16 protein-coding genes and 2 tRNA genes are annotated in these 18,251 nt (G+C 39.1%); 14 read left to right on the forward strand and 4 right to left on the reverse strand.

The window, feature by feature from the left end:
- Genes ACH784_RS07780 through ACH784_RS07795 form a run of 4 tightly spaced genes read right to left on the reverse strand, consistent with a single transcriptional unit; the run spans window position 1 to window position 1,696 of the window.
- Window positions 1–267 (reverse strand): hypothetical protein, encoded by a 267-nt coding sequence (locus ACH784_RS07780; protein WP_404394806.1) that lies wholly within the window; start codon window positions 265–267, stop codon window positions 1–3.
- Window positions 264–623 (reverse strand): sulfurtransferase complex subunit TusC, encoded by a 360-nt coding sequence (tusC, locus tag ACH784_RS07785; protein WP_404394807.1) that lies wholly within the window; start codon window positions 621–623, stop codon window positions 264–266. Before tusC ends, ACH784_RS07780 begins: the two co-directional genes overlap by 4 nt.
- Window positions 620–973: a sulfurtransferase complex subunit TusD gene (gene tusD / locus ACH784_RS07790; RefSeq protein ID WP_404394808.1), complete on the reverse strand. Its 354-nt coding sequence runs from the start codon at window positions 971–973 to the stop codon at window positions 620–622. Before tusD ends, tusC begins: the two co-directional genes overlap by 4 nt.
- A 54-nt stretch (window positions 974–1,027) precedes the next feature.
- Window positions 1,028–1,696 (reverse strand): Bax inhibitor-1/YccA family protein, encoded by a 669-nt coding sequence (locus tag ACH784_RS07795; RefSeq protein WP_404394810.1) that lies wholly within the window; start codon window positions 1,694–1,696, stop codon window positions 1,028–1,030.
- 264 nt (window positions 1,697–1,960) lie between these two features.
- Here ACH784_RS07795 and ACH784_RS07800 point away from each other — a divergent pair.
- From ACH784_RS07800 to ACH784_RS07865, 14 genes are all read left to right on the forward strand, one after another.
- Window positions 1,961–2,051: transfer RNA gene (locus tag ACH784_RS07800), tRNA-Ser, on the forward strand.
- Window positions 2,052–2,091: 40 nt separating this feature from the next.
- Window positions 2,092–2,182 (forward strand) — tRNA-Ser (locus ACH784_RS07805).
- Window positions 2,183–2,338: 156 nt separating this feature from the next.
- Window positions 2,339–2,713, forward strand: coding sequence for a hypothetical protein (locus ACH784_RS07810; protein WP_404394812.1), 375 nt, complete (start codon window positions 2,339–2,341; stop codon window positions 2,711–2,713).
- A 130-nt stretch (window positions 2,714–2,843) separates the two neighbouring features.
- Window positions 2,844–3,302, forward strand: a complete 459-nt coding sequence (locus ACH784_RS07815; protein ID WP_404394814.1) for a GAF domain-containing protein — start codon at window positions 2,844–2,846, stop codon at window positions 3,300–3,302.
- The gene (locus ACH784_RS07820; RefSeq protein WP_404394815.1) at window positions 3,302–3,580 is read left to right on the forward strand and encodes a hypothetical protein; all 279 of its coding nucleotides are present in this window, start codon (window positions 3,302–3,304) and stop codon (window positions 3,578–3,580) included. The genes ACH784_RS07815 and ACH784_RS07820 overlap by 1 nt, the downstream gene beginning before the upstream one ends.
- A 14-nt stretch (window positions 3,581–3,594) precedes the next feature.
- A complete protein-coding gene (proQ, locus tag ACH784_RS07825) occupies window positions 3,595–4,248 on the forward strand; it encodes an RNA chaperone ProQ (RefSeq protein ID WP_404394816.1) in 654 nt (217 codons plus the stop codon).
- 10 nt (window positions 4,249–4,258) lie between these two features.
- Window positions 4,259–6,295, forward strand: coding sequence for a carboxy terminal-processing peptidase (gene prc / locus ACH784_RS07830; protein WP_404394817.1), 2,037 nt, complete (start codon window positions 4,259–4,261; stop codon window positions 6,293–6,295).
- 279 nt (window positions 6,296–6,574) lie between these two features.
- Window positions 6,575–8,035, forward strand: a complete 1,461-nt coding sequence (gene nhaC, locus ACH784_RS07835) for a Na+/H+ antiporter NhaC (protein ID WP_404394818.1) — start codon at window positions 6,575–6,577, stop codon at window positions 8,033–8,035.
- Between the two features lie 41 nt (window positions 8,036–8,076).
- Window positions 8,077–10,674, forward strand: a complete 2,598-nt coding sequence (pepN, locus tag ACH784_RS07840) for an aminopeptidase N (protein ID WP_404394820.1) — start codon at window positions 8,077–8,079, stop codon at window positions 10,672–10,674.
- Window positions 10,675–10,896: a DUF2835 domain-containing protein gene (locus tag ACH784_RS07845; protein ID WP_404394821.1), complete on the forward strand. Its 222-nt coding sequence runs from the start codon at window positions 10,675–10,677 to the stop codon at window positions 10,894–10,896.
- A gap of 317 nt (window positions 10,897–11,213) precedes the next feature.
- Entirely contained in the window at window positions 11,214–13,325 is a 2,112-nt protein-coding gene (locus ACH784_RS07850; protein ID WP_404394823.1) for a DUF1302 domain-containing protein, read from the forward strand.
- Between the two features lie 11 nt (window positions 13,326–13,336).
- Window positions 13,337–14,704, forward strand: coding sequence for a DUF1329 domain-containing protein (locus ACH784_RS07855; protein WP_404394824.1), 1,368 nt, complete (start codon window positions 13,337–13,339; stop codon window positions 14,702–14,704).
- Window positions 14,705–14,804: 100 nt separating this feature from the next.
- Complete coding sequence (locus ACH784_RS07860) at window positions 14,805–15,803, forward strand: WD40/YVTN/BNR-like repeat-containing protein (RefSeq protein WP_404394826.1); 999 nt, start codon at window positions 14,805–14,807, stop codon at window positions 15,801–15,803.
- Window positions 15,803–18,133, forward strand: coding sequence for an RND family transporter (locus tag ACH784_RS07865; RefSeq protein WP_404394828.1), 2,331 nt, complete (start codon window positions 15,803–15,805; stop codon window positions 18,131–18,133). Before ACH784_RS07860 ends, ACH784_RS07865 begins: the two co-directional genes overlap by 1 nt.
- Window positions 18,134–18,251: the final 118 nt, after the last annotated feature.

Consider the following 18,251-nt stretch of genomic DNA (forward strand, 5'->3'; position numbering starts at 1 on the left):
TTACCAATTTACTGTGTTGTTGGTGGTGATTAGCTCGACCCATGTTGAGTCGTCAACTAAGTTAACAGCGTCTGAAGTTTCAATATTTCGAAGCTCAACACATGTTTTTAATAAATATACATTCTTTACATGTAGTGACGTAAACGTGCGCCAATCAAAGCAGGCATCGCCGGTTAATAAAACCTGGTTAGCGTCATTTTGTATCAGCTCAATTGTCGTAGCGCTATAGTTACGGAGTGGTTTTGAGAAAATATGCAAAGTACTCATGATAAAACCACCGTATGATTTTGCTTACTAATTAGTGATTGCTGCTCTTCTATAGAGAGTGGGGTGATCTCGATACTTAAATCATCGGGAGTCAGCGCATACTTTTTAAGGCTTTCAGTACACACATAGACTTGTTCAACGTCGTAAATTTCGAGCGTCTTAAGGGTCTTAAAAAAGTCTTTTAGACCTGAATTTGAAAGGTTGTAGCCGGCTTTTAAAGCAAAAACAGCATCATCTTTAAATAACCAACTTATGTTTTGCTCAATAGCAGCGAAAATCAAGCACGTGTCTAATGATTCGCGAATATGCATTTTATCGAAAGGGGCTTTATTGCTGATGACTAGGATATTCTTCATTTAAATTGCACCCATTTATCAGCTTTTGCTGCCAACATCGAAAATTCAGCCAAACCGGCTACCTTAAAGTTTCCAGTGTTTTCAATATCAATTCCACGTTTTTCAGCTGCTGTGACACATAGCAGAATTGGAATATTTAAATCATGCAGTGATTGCCAAGTATCACCAAGAGGGAACTCGTCACTAGCAAGTTGAATATTTTGGTTGGCGTGATACACACCATCTTGATACAAAAAAATACAATCGATCTGATGACCTACTTGCTGAGCAGCATCAACAAACCGTTTTAAAAGAAATACATTGTGGTGGTCATCTACACCCGAATGCAGTGACAAGACGAAATTGCGCAAATTTTTCTCATAAAAAAAGCCCCAGATGGGGCTTATTTTAACAAAACTTATGACTTAGTCATCATTTGACATGCCAAGAAGTTGAAGTAGTGATACAAACAGGTTGTAGATGTTTAGGTAAAGACTTACCGTAGCCATTACATAGTTTGTCTCACCGCCGTTTATGATACGGCTAGTATCGAATAAAATCATACCTGACATCAGCAATACTACAGCAGCGTTAATCGCCATAAACGCGACTGAGCTACCAATGAAAAGGTTCACTAAGCTCGAGATTACAACCACGATTAAACCAACTGTTAAAAACCCGCCCATAAATGAGAAGTCTTTTTTAGTTGTTAATGCATACGCTGAAAGACCGAAGAAAATCAGTGCTGTTGAACCAAGGGCTTGAGTAATTAATAGGCCGCCATTTGGCATTGCTGCATAATGAGCAAGTAGAGGACCTAGACCGAAACCCATAATACCAGTGAAAAGGAACACAAGACCGATTGCTGATGATGAGTTTGCTTTTTTCTGAATAATGAAGATCAAACCAAAACCAATCAACGAGCAAATCAAGCCTGTGAAGCGTGGTAATGCCATTGTCATTGAAATTGCGGCAGTGACAGAACTAAATGCCAGTGTCATAGCCAGTAGGAAATAAGTATTTTTTAAAACCTTGTTAGTTTCAATTGTCGACATTACCGGTTTAGCGGCGCCGTACGAATGATTGAATGCCATGGTTAAACTCCTTAAATGAAACAAATGTTCCGATAAATGAACTACCTAAGAGTATCAAGTCTTATAAATGTGGGCAATTATAGTTAATTAAATACCCGATCGGTTTTTTTTGGGTAAACCACAATAAAAACCTGACTGACATATGCCTAAATAGTGTTTTTGTCGAAATAATACACGTTATGTGTCTTTTTTGCTCGGTTAAACAAAAAGTTGAAAAAAAAGCTTCACAACTGCCTCAGCTTTCCCTATTATTCGCCCCGCTGCGGAGAGATGGCTGAGTGGTTGAAAGCACCGGTCTTGAAAACCGGCATACGTTAATAGCGTATCTAGGGTTCAAATCCCTATCTCTCCGCCACTAATTTTGACTTTTTGAGTAATCGAAAAGTTCCGACTTCGGAGAGATGGCTGAGTGGTTGAAAGCACCGGTCTTGAAAACCGGCATACGTTAATAGCGTATCTAGGGTTCAAATCCCTATCTCTCCGCCACTTATTCCAAGAATAAGTAAGCCGCTAGATAACTAGCGGCTTTTTTTTTTGCCTTTCATTCACTCACTTGAATAGAGCTTCGACTAAAGTCCACTGGTTATTTGTGTGTTTTCATACACTCTCTAATTCATACAATAAAAATAAGGCAGAGAATGTATGAAACAGCAATTAGCTAAAAGTGTGGCAATGTCATTGTTAGCACCAGTGATTGTAGGGGTTACTTTAGGCATTTATTATGCGCTCACAGTTGAAAGCGGTGGGGCAAAGATGTTTTTTTCTTTGCTAATGAGCGCTATTGCTAATGCACATATTGTCGGGTTATCTATGGCTTTGCTTGTAGTGCCTGGATATATGCTTATGTATAAATATAACAAAGTGCAGTATTCAGGTATTTTGACTTTAGGGATGCTAGGCGGGGCGTTGTTTAGCTTTATTTTTTCAGCTTCAGCAGGCATGGTGTTTTTGGTAAATACGATAATGGCGGCGCTTGCTGCAGGATTATTTTTGTATGGCTTGCGACGTTTTAATTAGAGCTTGAGTGAAATCTAAGCAATTAAAGTCCAGATTTTCAGTTTATTAACAGTTTTTCGTTTGAAAAGGTTTTAATTCTTACCGCTAAAGAGTACCTTAAGCATTTGAACATTTAATTTTGATGGGTCGAATGCAAAAAACAGACTTCTATCAATCTTTGGCCAAGCAGGCCGAAGGCTTGATCAGCGACGAAAAAAACGCAATCGCTAATATGGCAAATCTAAGTGCTTTGCTTTTTACATCTTTAGACAACGTTAACTGGGCCGGTTTTTATTTGATCGATACCCCTGAAGAGTTAGTGTTAGGTCCTTTCCAAGGCAACCCTGCTTGTATCCGTATTCCAGTTGGTAAAGGGGTATGTGGTACAGCAGCACAAACGCTACAAACACAGCTTGTTGAAGATGTACATGCTTTTGCTGGTCATATCGCTTGTGACGCAGCTTCAAACTCAGAAATTGTTGTGCCAGTTTTCAAAAATGGCGAAATATTCGCTGTGCTAGATATTGATAGCCCGTTGCATTCTCGTTTTGATGTAAGTGACCAAACAGGTCTTGAACAAATCGTTAAAATTTTTGAGGCGACACTTTAGTGAAAGACCTTTTAAATGTGCAAGATTATCTTTTTGCCATTCATGATGTTGGTGATTGGGAAGGAGAAGAAGAGCAGGTTGCAGAAACCCTAAATGAGCTTATTCATTTTGCATGGGATATGCTACCTGATGACTTAGATTGTGAAACAATCGACAATTTGATTAACGGTATTTGGGAACATCTTCGTGGTGATTTAGCGTTAATAGACGCTGAGTTTGAAGAGTTAACAGATTGGGTTACTCACTATATTCATTCATCATTAGATGAACAGGTATAACAAATAGGTTAAACATGGAAACCACAAACAAGCTAAAAGACATTAATGAAGTACTGGAGTTCTTATTCACAGAATTTCCAAACTGCTTCAAGAAAAAAGACGGTATCAAGCCGTTAAAAGTAGGTATTTTTAAAGACGTTGCTGAACGTATTGAAGGCTCAGAGGTTGTGAGTAAAACACAAGTTCGTCAAGCACTTCGTAAATACACTTCTAACTGGCGTTATTTAGAAGCCGTTACTAAAAACGAATTCCGCGTAGACCTAGATGGTAATGATGCTGAAAAAGTGGAACAAGAGCACATCGAACATGCTCAAAAAGCACTTGAAGAAAGCCGTGCGAAAATGGCTAAGCGTAAAAAGCCACAACGTCCTCGTCAGCAAGACGGTGACACAAAATCTTACAAAAAGAAACCGCATGGTCAGTCACGTTCTAACGACAAAGGCGCTAGAGTTAACAAGAAGCCTGCAGCTCAGCAAGCAAAACGTAGCTCAGGAAAAGTTGAACCTTTGCCAGCTTCTGAAGTCAAGGTTAATAACAAAGTAAAAGTTAAACTTGGTCAGGCACTTGTTAATGCAACTATTACTGAAGTAAACAAAGACGAAGTTCATGTAGAACTAGTAACAGGTATGCAAGTTAAAACAAAAGCTGACAGCTTATTTATCGTTTAAGGAGTAGTGTATGAGTAAAAAGTTTTCGCTCATTCCCGTTGTCGCTGCACTCATCTCTAGTGCTTCTTTTGCTACAGTTGATACTGTCACAGCGAAGGATATTCCCGTATTAAAGCAAGAGGCTCAGCATACAACTGCAAGCAAAAGGGTGACTAACTTATTTACTCGTCAGCATTACAAACGATTTAGCTTTAATGACGCGCTATCAGAACAAATTTTTGATAGATATGTTGAATCGCTAGATTACAGCAAGTCTATCTTTCTTCAGTCTGATATTGCGCGTTATGAAGTGAATAAAAAGCAGTTCGATGATGCCCTTATGTCTGGCAAGCTCGATTTTGCTTATGATTTATTCAACTTAAGCTTGCAACGTCGTTTCGAGCGTTTTCAGTATGCGATTTCACTTCTTGATAAAGAAATGACATTTGATAAAGAAGATGCATTCTACTATGACAGAGAAGAAGCTGAGTTTGCTAAAACGCAAGATGAGTTGAATGAGTATTGGCGTCAACGCGTTAAATCTGATGCGTTACGTTTAAAATTAACAGGCAAAGCATGGCCTGAAATTAAAGAATTACTGACTAAGCGTTATAACAATGCGTTAAAACGTTTAAGTCAAACAGACAGTGAAGATGCATTTCAGGTTGTTATGAATGCGTTTGCACGAAGCATTGAAGCGCATACATCTTATTTATCGCCACGCAGAGCAGAGCAGTTCAAGATGGACATGGATCTTGAATTAGAAGGTATTGGCGCTGTGCTTGGTTATGATGAAGACTACACGGTTATCCGTTCACTTGTGCCAGGTGGGCCAGCTGATAAGTCTGAAAAGATTAAACCAGACGACAAAATTGTGGGTGTGGCGCAAGAAGGTGAAGAATTTGTCGATGTTATCGGCTGGCGTTTAGATAATGTTGTAGATCTCATTAAAGGGCCAAAAGGCACCAAAGTACGCCTGCAATATTTAAAAGGCTCAGATACCCATGGCACACCTAAAGTGGTTGAAATTGTTCGAGATAAGATCAAACTAGAAGATAGAGCAGCTAAGTCTGACGTATTCGAAGCTAAATACTCAGATTTAACGTCGAAAATTGGGGTGATTGAAATCCCAAGCTTCTACAACAATTTATCAAAAGATGTCAAAGTTGAGCTGACTAAGCTTAAAGAACAAAACGTTGATGGTATTGTCATCGACCTTCGTCAAAACGGCGGTGGTTCACTATATGAAGCAACTCAATTAACTGGTTTATTTATTGACCAAGGCCCAGTTGTTCAAATACATACTGCTTATAATCGAGTCGAAGCGCAAAAAGACAGAGACGGTATTACTTTTTATGATGGTCCAATCACGGTATTAGTTGATCGTTATAGTGCCTCTGCATCTGAAATTTTTGCTGCTGCTATCCAAGATTATGGTCGTGGTGTTGTGATTGGTGAACAAACCTTTGGTAAAGGTACTGTTCAACAACACAGACCACTGGCTAAAAACTACGATTTATTCAGCAATCAATTGGGCAGTGTAACTTATACCATTGCTAAGTTTTATCGCATTAATGGTGGTAGTACACAGCATAAAGGTGTTGTGCCTGACATCTTATTACCTTCAGCGATTGATCCTGAAGAATGGGGTGAAAGCCAAGAAGACAATGCATTACCTTGGGATAAGATTAATCAGGCCAAATATAAGAGCTTGGATAATTTAAGTCCTCTGGTAACTTACTTAAATGAAAAGCATACAGCCCGAGTTGCATCAGAACCTGAATTTAACTATGTATTAGCAGATATCGAAAGATATAATTCAGAAAAGGATAAGAACTTTATTTCTTTGGTTGAATCTCAGAGATTAAAAGACCGTGAAGAAAGTGAACAACGCTCACTTGCTCGAACGAATGAAAGATTGAAACGTCTTGGATTAGAGGCAGTCAAAGATCTAGATGATGTGCCAGAAATAATCTCTGAATTAGACCCATACTTAGAAGAAGCGGCATTAATTACTCAAGATTTAATTCAGTATGGCCGTCTAGCTAAAAATAATTTGCAGAAATAACACAAATTATATGCAACAAAAGGCGCTACGGCGCCTTTTTTATTACCTTAAACAATATGTTTTGTTATTATTGGAATAAGTACGTAATTTATTTCTGCGTCTAAAAATTAAAATCAAAGAGTAATAAACACGAACGTTCAGGAGCTTTTGCTAAAACACTGAATCTATATTTCAGTGCTTCAGCAAATATTCACCCGTGTAGTTACAAATAAAAACAAAGACTAAACTTAGTCACTTAATATTAATTAGAGCAAGGTCCACCTTGCCGGGAGAACCAAGTTGAAAGAACAAAAACAAGCATCCTTTCTTGATGCATTTATCCCAATTTTTGTATTGGTGTGTCTATTAGGCTCTGCAGTGTATCTTTATGGTGATAACTCTTCATCAGGTCCAAATCAAATAGCACTCCTTTTTGCTACTTTTACAGCTGCTTTAGTTGGACTAAAAAATGGCTATACGTGGCGTTTATTAGAAGAAGCAATGATCAAAGGGATCACACTTTCTCTTGGTGCAATCCTCATCTTATTAATGGTTGGTGCTTTAATTGGCACATGGTTGTTATCAGGCACGGTCCCAACTTTAATATACTATGGTTTACAGATTATCAACCCACAATGGTTTTACGCAGCAAGTTGTCTAATTTGTGGCATTGTGGCTATGAGTATTGGCTCTTCGTGGACAACGGCTGCAACGATAGGTGTTGCATTGTTAGGGGTTGCGACTGGCCTTGGCTTAGATCAAGTTGTAACAGCAGGTGCAGTAATATCTGGCGCATACTTTGGGGATAAGTTAAGCCCATTATCAGAAACAACTAACCTAGCACCAGCGGTTGCAGGCAGTGACCTTTTTGACCATATACAACATATGTTGTGGACGACTGTGCCTAGCTTTGTAATCGCTATGATTATATTTATTTTTATGGGTTTCAGTGCTGATGTTTCAAGTGACATTGGCCGCATCGACGAGATTGTATCAATCTTACAAGCCAATTTTAATATTAGCCCAATGATGCTTGTTCCTCTTATTGTGTTACTTGTGCTTGCTTATAAAAAAATGCCAGCATTTCCTGCTATTTCAATTGGTGCAGTAATCGGAGCTGTTTGGGCACTTATTTTCCAATCTGATTTATTGGCTTCTCAAGTCGATGCTTCTCAGGGGCAGCTAGTGGGCTACTTTAAACTGGTTTGGGCTACATTCTACGATGGTTTTGCTATTAAAACTGGTGATGGAACAATGGATGACTTGTTAAGTGGGGGCGGCATGGCTGGCATGCTAACAACGACTTGGCTAGTTATGACAGCATTGATGTTTGGTGCAATTATGGAGAAAACGGGCTTACTTGAAGTGTTTGTTCGCAGCATTCTTAAAATTGCTCGCAGTACAGGTTCTCTTATTGCCTCAACAATCGCAACCTGTATCGGTACTAATTTAGTTGCAGCAGATCAGTATATTGCCATTGTTGTACCGGGCCGAATGTTTAAAGAAGAATATAAGAAACGCGGTCTAAAAAGCGTGAATTTATCAAGAACTTTAGAAGACGGCGGTACGATTACTAGTCCATTGATCCCATGGAACACATGTGGTGCATATATGCAGAGTGTTTTGATGATCAACCCTTTAGATTACGCAGTATATGCTTTCTTCAACCTTATTAACCCAGTATTGGCTATAATCTATGCGTACATAGGTATAAAAATACTTAAAATTGAGCCGAAACACTTGGAAAAAGAACAAGCATAATTATTAGCCCTGTTTCAGGGCTATTTTTTTAAGGAAACGTTATGCAAAGCAAGCCACAAGCAAAATATTTAAAAGATTACTCAGCGCCATCTCACACTGTAAGTAATTTTGAATTAGACGTTGAACTTCACCCAACTGATACTAAGGTGACGGCAAGAGCAAGCTATAAAGCAAATAATGCAGAGACAGTATTAACGCTAGATGGTGTGGAGCTAGAGTTAGAGTCTGTTAAAGTGAACGGCCAGCCATATAGCGATTATGTGCAAGACCAAACAAGGTTAACGATTTCAAATTTACCTGAAAAATTTACCCTTGAAATTGAAAATCGTATTTCACCAAGTACTAACACCTCTCTTGAAGGTCTGTATTTGTCAGAGGGGGCATATTGTACTCAATGTGAAGCTGAAGGCTTCAGGAAAATCACTTACTTTTTAGACCGTCCAGATGTTTTAACAGATTATCTAGTAACAATTACCGCAGAGAAAAACATTCCTTATTTATTATCTAATGGTAATAAAGTAGCTGAAGGGACATTGCCTGACGGTCGCCATTTTGCAAAGTGGCAAGATCCTCATAAAAAGCCGAGTTACCTTTTTGCTTTAGTTGCCGGTGACTTCGATGTACAGAAGGATACGTTTACAACTAAAAATGGCCGCGAAGTATCTTTAGAGATTTTCGTTGATAAAGGCAATTTAAATAAAACGCCTCATGCAATGGCATCATTAAAAAATGCCATGAAATGGGATGAAACTCGATTTAATCTTGAATACGACTTAGATATTTACATGATAGTGGCAGTCGATTTCTTCAACATGGGCGCGATGGAAAATAAAGGCTTAAATGTTTTTAATAGCGCATGTGTGTTAGCAAATCAGCAAACGGCAACCGATCGTGATTATCACACTATCGAATCTATTGTTGGCCACGAATACTTTCATAACTGGACAGGAAACCGCGTGACTTGCCGCGATTGGTTTCAGTTGTCTTTGAAAGAAGGTTTAACGGTATTCAGAGATCAAGAATTTAGCAGTGACCTTGGCTCTCGTGCGTTGAATCGAATTGATGCTGTTATGGCAATGAGGACGCATCAGTTTGCAGAAGATGCAGGGCCAATGGCTCACCCAATACGTCCAGAAAAAGTTATTGAAATGAATAACTTTTATACGGTCACTGTCTATAACAAGGGCGCAGAAGTCATCCGAATGATGCACACCTTATTAGGTGAGGCGAATTTCCAAAAAGGCATGAAGCTTTATTTTGAGCGTCATGATGGTCAAGCGGTGACTTGTGATGACTTTGTAGCTGCAATGAGTGATGCGAGTGGCAAGTGCTTAGAACAATTTAAGCGTTGGTATAGCCAATATGGCACACCAACAATTAAAGTTTTAACAAATTATAATGTTGAAGATGAAACGTTTACCATCAGTCTAGAGCAGGTACACGCGGCATGCGATCCAATTCTACAGCCGTTACATATTCCATTTGCCATTGAGTTACTTGATGAAAATGGTTGCACCTTGCCATTAATTTTAGACGGTAAGCAAGTTCAATCAGTGCTTGAGTTGAAAGAATTTAAGTCAGAATTTACTTTTGAAAATATCAAAAGCCAACCAACCCCAGTTCTGCTAGAAAACTTTTCTGCGCCATGCATTGTTGAATATGATTATCAAATGGATGAGCTTATCCATATTCTTAAACATGCTTCTAGTGATTTTACTCGTTGGGAAGTTGCACAACGTGCTTTTACTAAAGAAATTAAACAGGCAGTATTGAGTTTAACTAACACCGGAAGTGTTAATCTTTCTGAGCACCTCATCGCTGCATTAAAGAGTATTTTAAATGAGGTGGAAACTGATAAAGCGCTTATTTCAGAACTTATCAGGTTGCCAAATTTTGATACTGTAAGTGCTGAATTTAAACAGATCCCAGTTGCAGAGCTAGTCGAAGTGTATAAACAGTTTGAACAACAAATTGCGACGCAATTATGTCCTGAACTGAAGAAAGCATATTCAGAAAGCCATGAAATGGGGGAGATCAGTTCATATGCTGTCGCTGCAAGAAGTTTGAAGTCAACGGCTTTATTTTATCTCGCTAAAGTGTCAGATGATGAAGTTTCTAAATGGCTTAATGAAAATAGCAAATCTGAAAACATGACATTGAAACTAGCAGCGTTAAAGGCGGCAAAAAGTGCTAACCACACACTTTCTGAACAGCTAATCAATGAATTTGATGCGAACTGGCGTCATGACCCACTTGTTATGGATAAGTGGTTTGCACTTCAGGCTACGACAGATAATGATGAGGCAATTCAATTAATTAAATCTTTATATGCCCATCCGTGTTTTGATAAAGGAAATCCAAATAGAGTTAGAGCTTTAGTAGGGCAGTTTGCACGCAGTAATCCTGCTCAATTTCATCGTATTGACGGAAAAGGTTATGAGTTACTCGCTGATTTACTCATAGAGCTGAATCATATAAACCCGCAGAATGCGTCTCGTATGGTAACGCCGTTTATGTCATGGAAGCGCTATGATGAGCAGCGCCAAGCTTTAATAAAAGCACAACTTCAGCGCATTGCTGAAATTAATAACCTCAGTGATGATCTTTTTGAGAAAGTAGATAAGGCATTAAACGCTTAAATGAGTGAGTATTACTTTTATCTTAACTTAAGCTATGACGAATGTATGGCTTACTATCGTGGCGACTTTGAGTTCATTCAAGTCGTCGCTGATAATGGTAAAAGCATTCGTTTTCCAGCGAACCACATAAGACGGTTTGTGAGCTCTCTTGGCATAAGAGGCCGTTTTAGACTCTGTTTAACAGAGACAAATAGCTTCTTATCTTTAGAGAAAGTAGCTTAATTTAGTCATCAAGCTACATTCTTGACTTAGACAACTTACGGTCAACAAGTTACCTGATTTCGGGAATAAATTATTATTTGTTTAATCTTCAGCGAATTAAATCGTCACAATTTTTCAGAATAGGATTTGTTATAAAGCAGAATTACGTGTTATAAATTATCTGGTAAGACGTCTTACCAAGGGTAAAGTCGTGTCCAGAACAAAAAAATAGTAACTTTTGGTTGGGTGAATTTGAGTTTTTACATGTTCACTTCTAATGTTACTTCAATATAAAAACAACAACTTGATTAAAATAACCCGCATAGGGGGAACGCATAATGATTAAAAGAGCGCTCTTTGTTCCAAACAAAATAATGCTCGGCTTAGCGGCCACCGTTGCTGTAACAAGTGCAAATGTTTCAGCGGCAAGTTTCCAGGTCGGTGATTTTGATATCACTTTCGACTCGACATTTTCTTATGGTCAAAGCATTCGTGTAGAAGACCGTGACTTCCAATACATTGGTAAGAGTAACCATCCTAGGTTTGATTGGAGTGGTTATAATGCTGGTCTTGGAAATACTAAATTCGGTTCTGCACAAGTTTGGGCTCAACCAGGTGCATATTCTAACAATGGTGACGCCGGTAATCTGAACTTTGATTCTGGAGACACTTTTTCTCAGCTAATTAAAGGCACACATGACCTAAGTATCACGAAAGATAACTGGGGTATTTTCTCTCGCTTTATGTATTTTAAAGATTTTGCGATGGAAGATGGCGATTTCGCTTACACGAATCCTGTTTCTGGTCAAAAAGTTGATCCTTGTGCCGATAAAAAAACGAAAGAGCAAGTATGCTCTGATGTACGTTTGTTAGATGCTTTTGTGTGGGCTGATTTCGATTTAAATGATGGTCAGAATCCTCTATCAGTTCGTGTTGGTCAGCAAGTTGTTAACTGGGGTGAGAGTACTTTGATTTCTCACGGTATTAACGTAAACCCAGTAGATATTGATCGTTTAAGAGCACCAGGTTCAGAGCTTAAAGAAGCGTTTATTCCTGTTGGTATGTTTTGGGCGTCACTAGGTATCACCGAAAATGTAACGCTTGAGGGTTTTTATCAATATCAATGGCATGAAACTCGTCTTCCTGCTTCAGGTAGTTATTTCTCAACAAATGATTTTGCTTCTGAAAACGGGTATATGCAAAACGTACAATTAGGTTTTACATCTAACCCTGATATTGATTTGCATCATCTTACTGAATCACTCAATAACCTATATACAGATGCAACAGCTGCACTGATTGCGCAAGGCATTGAGCCAACTCAAGAGCTTGTCGCTAAAACAGCTGCATCTATGTATATGGCTTACCCAACTAAAGTTGCCCTAAAGGGTAAAGGCTTAAATGGTAAAAGCGAGCCAAAAGATGCAGGTCAATACGGTATCCGACTTGGTATGTTTGCACCTGAGCTGAATGATACAGAGTTCGCGCTATACTACATTAATTACCATAGCCGTCGTCCTCTTATTTCAGGTAAGGCATCTAATTTCAAAGCTGATGCGATTGCACAAGATTTAGCTTATATTGCTGCAAACCCAATTGATGAAAATAATGTAACCAACCTTAATGCTTTCACTCAGGCGACAATCACTTACCCTGAAGACATCAAGCTCTACGGCTTAAGTTTCAACACAGCGATTGGTGAAACAGCTTTCTCTGGTGAATTTTCTTATCGTCAAGACGAGCCTCTTCAAATAGATGACGTAGAGTTATTGTATGCAGGTATGGCTGAACAATTGGCGGCAGCTGGATTACGAGAAGACTTTAGCAGCCTATCTCAGTTAAGCACAAAAGACCAAGTAAGTTATGTTGAACCAGGCGAAGTAGCTCAAGGTTATATTCTTCGTGATTCTATGCAGCTTCAATTTACAGCAACGCATTTATTTGGCCCATCTCTAGGTGCCGATAGTTGGGCGGTTGTAGGTGAAGTTGGTGCTGTGACAATTAAAGATATGCCTAGCTACGACGAATTACGTTTGAACGTTGCTGGTACTGGCCGTAGTGGCACGATTGAAGGTTATGGTCCACTACTTGAAAAAGGTGCTGAATACGATTTACTTCATACAGCTTTATCAAACGGACCTGAAACAAACCCGTTCCCAACAGCATCTTCATGGGGTTATCGTCTAATTGCTAAAGGCGAGTACAATAACTTATTTGCGGGTATTAACTTCTCTCCACGTTTTGTGTTCTCACATGACGTTAATGGTACAACGCCAGATCCTATGTACCTATTCGTAGAAGATAGAAAATCACTCGGTATGACTATGAACTTCACATACCAGAATGCTTGGTCATTTGACTTTAGCTACAACACATTCTGGGGTGGTGGTGCAACTAATACCTTTGCAGACCGTGATTTTGTCTCTTTCAATATTAAGTATTCAATTTAAGGGCTTGTTATATGTTTAAAAAACCAAGCATGATTGCAGCAACAATAATAACAATGATGGCTGCACCAATAGCATCAGCAAAAATGACTGCTGAGCAGACAGGAAGACTAGGCGCTGACTTAACCCCAATCGGTGCTGAGAAAGCCGGTAATGCAGATGGTTCAATTCCTGCGTGGACAGGTGGTATTACTAAGCCGCCAGCGGGTTTCCAACCTGGTTCTCACCACATTGATCCTTTTGCTGATGACAAAGTTATTCTTACAATCGATAAAAATAACCTTGCTAAACACAAGGATTTATTAAGTCCGGGTCAAATTGCACTTTTTGAAACGTATCCAGATACATTCAAAATGAACATCTATCCAACTCGTCGTAGTGCTGCTTATCCTCAATTTGTTTATGACGCGACTAAAAAGTATGCGCAAACAGCTGAGCTTATTGAAGGTGGTAATGGTATTAAGAATACAGCAATTGGTATTCCATTCCCTGTGCCAGAAAACGGACTAGAGGCGATTTGGAACCACTTATTGCGTTATCGTGGTCTGTCTATCGCTCGATTTGGCGGTCAGGCTATGCCGACAGCTTCAGGTTCGTACAATATTATTGGTTTCGATGAGCAACTTTTAGTTAAATACTCAGATCCTGAAGCGACGCCAGAAGCGTTGCAAGAATCAAATGTATTATTTAAGTTCAAGCAAAAGGTAACAGAGCCTGCTCGCCTAGCAGGTACTGCGCTACTTGTTCATGAAACAATGGACCAAATTTTAACACCTCGTCAGGCTTGGACTTATAACACAGGTCAACGTCGTGTTCGTCGTGCGCCAAACGTAGCCTATGATGCACCTGGAACAGCGTCAGACAGTCTTCGTACAACGGATGACTTTGATATGTTTAATGGTTCACCGAACCGTTATAACTGGACGCTAAAAGGTAAAAAAGAAATGTATATCCCATACAACAGCTATAAGCTTCACAGCGATAAGCTGAAGTATGATGACATTCTTCATGCCGGTCACGTTAACCCTGAACATGTTCGCTATGAAAAGCACCGTGTGTGGGTTGTTGAAGCAAACTTGAAAGAAGGCACTCGCCACATCTACAAAAAGCGTGTTTTCTATATTGATGAAGATAGCTGGCAGATCCATGTAACAGATATTTATGATAACCGTGATCAGATGTATCGTGTTGCTATGGCTCACGGCCTAAACTACTACGATGTACCAACGCATTGGAGTACTTTAGATGTTTACCATGATCTTAACTCTCGTCGTTACCTTGCTATTGGTTTAGATAACGAAGAGTCAATGTATGACTTCACTCAGTCATTCAACGACAATGAGTTTACGCAAAGTGCACTTCGTCGCGAAGGTAAGCGTTAATCTTCTAGTAAAATTTAAAAGTGGCTGTCACCCAGCCACTTTGTTCAACTTTCAAGACAATACTTATTTGTCTTCGACAACAGATGTTCGAGTATTCAGCATGAAATTTAATCAGTACGCGTTTTGCTTAATGGCGGCAGTCTCCTCTCATGGGGCATTTTCTTCTGCGCCAGCTGCGTTGCAAGTCGCTAAACCAACCACTACTTTATTTACAGATATTGATAGTATCGACAACAATGTGATCGCAGTAGGTAAATTTGGCACCATAGTCACCTCAGAAGATGGTCAAAACTGGGCTCAAGCACAGACACCTGTGCAGTCACTATTAACTGCCGTTACAGTTAAATCTGAAAACGCTGCATGGGCTTGTGGCCATGACGCAACCATAGTTCACAGTACTGATAATGGTAAAACTTGGCAGCTTCAACAATACCTTCCAGAGAAGGGCAAACCTTGTTTGGATATCGAATTTATTGATGAAACAGTGGGATTTGCAATTGGTGCATATGGCATGTTTTATAAAACAACTGATGCAGGAGCAACATGGCAGTCTCATTTTATTAGTGATTTTGTGCACCCAGATGACAAAGAATATTTAGCAGACTTAAAACAAGATGATCCTGAAGCCTATGAAGATGAAATTAAATTCATACTTCCTCATTTTAACCGCTTATTGATTACTGATAACGCGTTTTATCTCGTTGGTGAAATGGGGTTAGTCGCTCAAAGTACAGACCAAGGTTTAACTTGGCAGAAGTTTGATGAGTTTTATCCAGGCTCATTTTTTTCTGTCGCAAAAATGGCTCAAGACAAAACAGTTGTTGCAGGTTTGCGTGGAAATGCATTTTATAAAACAACAAACAGCGAAGAATTCTACGAAATTGATATACCGCAAACAGCAACTATAAACACTATTTTGCCACTTAAAAACAAAGCCCTGTTATTTGCTAACTCTGGCATGGTGCATACGTTTGATGGCAATAAAGTGACAACAGAGCAATTGCCATCGGGTCATGCAATTTTATCTGCGACCGTTTTTAAGAATAAAGTAATTATGGCAACGGAAAAAGGGCTAATTACTTGGGGAGAGAGCAAGTAATGCAAGCATTTTTAAACAAATTCGAATACGTTGTTTTCCGACATAGACTATTTATGGTCTTGGCTTTTATTTTCGCAACGATTTTTTTAGGTTACAAAGCTACTCATATTCAGCTTGATGCCGCATTTACAAAAAACATTCCATTACAGCATGAATACATGAAAGTGTATTTGAAGCATGAAAAGCAGTTTGGTGGTGCCAACAGTATTTTAATTTCAGTGTGTGATGCAAATGGCGACATTTTCAATGAACCATTTTTCTCAACACTGAAATCAGTACACGATCAACTTTACTTTATTCCTGGTGTAAATAGACCGTTAGTTAATTCAATCTTTTCCCCGAGTGCGCGCTTTGTAGAAGTTGTTGAAGACGGTTTCGCCGGTGGACCTATAATTCCTGCTAATTTTGCGCCAACAGAAAAAGGTTTAGCAGTTGTAAAACAAAACATTGAAAAAGCCAATGTAGTAGGGCGTATGATCGCCAGTGACTACAGCTGTGCCATGGTTACTGCGCAATTATTAGAGACAGATCCGCAAACACAGGAAAAGTTAGATACACTAGCATTTGCTAAAAAGCTTGAAGATGAAATCCGAAAGCCTCTAGAGAATGATAATGTTAGCATTCATATTATCGGCTTCGCTAAAATGGCGGGTGATATCGCAGACGGTGCAAAAGGCGTAGTTTTATTCTTCGTTATTGCAATCGTGTTTACATTTATCATGGTTTGGTTGTTTTGTAAGAGCTTCAAACTAACCTTACTTCCTATTCTTTGCTCTCTGATCGCTGTAATTTGGCAAATGGGCTTACTTTCTACTTTGGGTTTTGGTTTAGACCCAATGTCGATCTTAGTACCGTTCTTGGTGTTTGCAATCGGTGTGAGTCACGGTGTGCAGATGATCAATGCCATTGGTAAGAAAGTATCTGAGGGGGTTTCAAGTAAAGTTGCAGCACAAGCAAGCTTTAAAGCGTTGCTTATTCCTGGTGGTATTGCATTATTATCGGATACTGTTGGCTTTTTAACATTGCTAGCCATTGATATCGGTATTATTCGTGAGCTTGCTATTACTGCAAGTTTAGGTGTGGCAGTGATTATTTTCACTAACTTATTATTATTACCAGTCCTTGCCTCATACTTTAATTCTTCAAAGATACATCGTGTTGATGATGGTGATACAACGTCGCATAGGTTATTTACTGCAATGCGAGAAAGCTTAGTATCGGCAACAGATCCTAAGAAAGCCAAAATCATTATTTTCGTGTCTATTTTGCTGTTTGTTTTCGGCTACTGGCAATCAAACAATATGAAGATAGGTGATCTACATGCTGGTGCACCTGCGCTTCACGAAACAGCAAGATACAATCAAGACACTTTCTTAATAAATGATAGATATACGATTTCGTCAGATATCTTAAAGGTACTTGTAGAAGCTTACCCAGCAGCTTGTACAGAATTTGATACTATGGAGCGCGTAAGTCGTTTCCAATGGCGAATTGAAAACTTAAAAGGGGTTCAATCTGCTGTTTCCTTGAGTTCAGTTGCGCAATCAGTGAATGCTGGTTACAACGAAGGTAATTTGAAGTGGCAAACTCTACCTAGAAATAGCGCGTCTTTAGTCCAAGCAACATCCCGTGTAGAAACGAGTACTGGTTTATTAAACGGTGATTGCTCTGTTATGCCTATCGTAATCTTTATGGAAGATCATAAAGCTGAAACCATTGATTATGTGGTTGCGCAAATTAAAGAGTTTGCTGCGATTGAAAACACAGATGCGGTTAAATTTAAATTGGCTTCAGGCCCAATTGGGGTAATGGCTGCTACCAACGAATCGGTTGCAGAAGCTCAGATCCCAATGATGATTTATGTTTACGGTGCCGTAATCATTTTATGTTTATTGAGCTTTAGAAGTGTTAAAGCAACGATTGCTGTAGTTTTACCACTCTACATAGTATCAACGTTAGCACAAGCGTTAATGGTTAAATTAGAGATTGGCTTAACAGTGTCAACACTACCTGTGATCGCATTAGGGGTCGGTATTGGCGTTGATTATGGCATTTATATTCTTTCTTCTATGATGACGCAACTGAAGCAGAATGTACCTTTGTCTATAGCGTACAGAAACGCTCTAGCAGAGCGTGGTAGTGCGGTGTTATTCACTGGTATTACTCTCGCAATAGGTGTAAGTACTTGGATATTCTCAGCGCTCAAATTCCAGGTTGATATGGGTATTCTTCTAACCTTTATGTTCCTAGTCAACATGCTTGGTGCAGTGTTATTGTTACCAGCAATTGGTACACTGTTGTGGCCCGACCAGAAAAAAAATTGTGAATAAATGTGCTGTAAAATGGCAAGGATTGCCTATTTATATCTATTATTTGTGAATAGATGAGCAAATGGCTGAAAAGCTTGAAATGTTTTCGTCGAAAAAGCTGTTTATTAGCGTCAGAAAG

It is taken from the genome of Pseudoalteromonas phenolica (genome assembly GCF_044788725.1).
Classification (GTDB): domain Bacteria; phylum Pseudomonadota; class Gammaproteobacteria; order Enterobacterales; family Alteromonadaceae; genus Pseudoalteromonas; species Pseudoalteromonas phenolica_C.